The sequence below is a fragment of the Oleiphilus sp. HI0043 genome, from assembly GCF_001634935.1.
Map to the genome: position 1 here is coordinate 1 of NZ_LWEY01000007.1, position 1,096 is coordinate 1,096.

1 protein-coding gene is annotated in these 1,096 nt (G+C 46.9%); it reads right to left on the minus strand.

Going from position 1 to position 1,096, the window contains the following annotated elements:
* A partial coding sequence (locus A3729_RS00675) for a YCF48-related protein (protein WP_156497545.1) occupies positions 1 to 1,096 on the minus strand: 1,096 nt, incomplete at both ends.

Here is a 1,096-nt window from a genome sequence, read left to right on the forward strand (position 1 = left end):
GAAAGTGGACACCATGATCACTCACCAGCACCAATTCAGAGTTCTTTAATGTCGCAACAGCGTTATAAGCCTCTAGACCCGACTGTTTAACTTTAGAGAAAGTCTTACCCTGGTCGGTGCTGCGTACAATCACACCTGAAAAGCCACTTAATATCACCACGCCATTTTCATCAATCGTAGAGCCGGTTAAGTTAGTCGTTGCAGGCGTAGCAACCTTATCCCATGATTGACCTTCATCGGCTGAGCTATACACATTGCCTTTCAAACCATAAATCAACACTTCTTTGACCTGAGGGACTTCCTGAATGCCAAAAAAAGAGCCTTCATATGGGCTATATAAGGTTTCCCAGCTCTCCCCCTGATCATATGAGGCGAACATTGTGCCGGCCTCACCGACTATCAAAACGGCACCAGTGGATAAAACAGCAATTGAGTTTAGGTGGTAACGGTCAAAATTCTCTAAACGGTTTGCCATCGAAAACCAGGTCTTACCACCATCCTCGGTTGCAAAAAATAAACCGTAGGCACCGACAACATAGCCTTTATCTTTGTTTTCAAAATACACTTCCAAAAGAGGGTTCGCTGGCCCTAACTGGCTATCAAACTCAGCATTCGATAGGGCGAATTCGGCATCATCTAAATCGTAGGACAAATCGTCCTGAGCTTCCTCATCGGCGGCATCGTACTCTTCCCGAAGAGCTTGATAGTCTGCTTTAGCACCGTCAAGGAGCAGCTCATTAGCTCGCTTGCCATCAAACTGAAGCGTCCAGTTTTCGCCAGCATCTTGCGTATGAAGAACCACGGCACTATGCCCCACTGCCCAGCCATGGGTATCATCAACAAAGTACATCGCTGTGAGCATCGTTGAAACAGGCACCTTTGCCTGAACCCAGTTTTCACCTCCGTCATTAGAGTAAGCAATGACGCCGCGTTCGCCGATTGTTAGCAATCGATCACCGAGAGTCGTGACATCAAGAAAAGCCGACTTCTCGACATTGTTGAAGGTTCGCGAAGGCTCATCTAAACGATCCTTTAATTCAAGCGCACTAAGTGGCCCTGCAAGCAAAAGCAATAGAAAAAGGCGGTGCAGCATTTT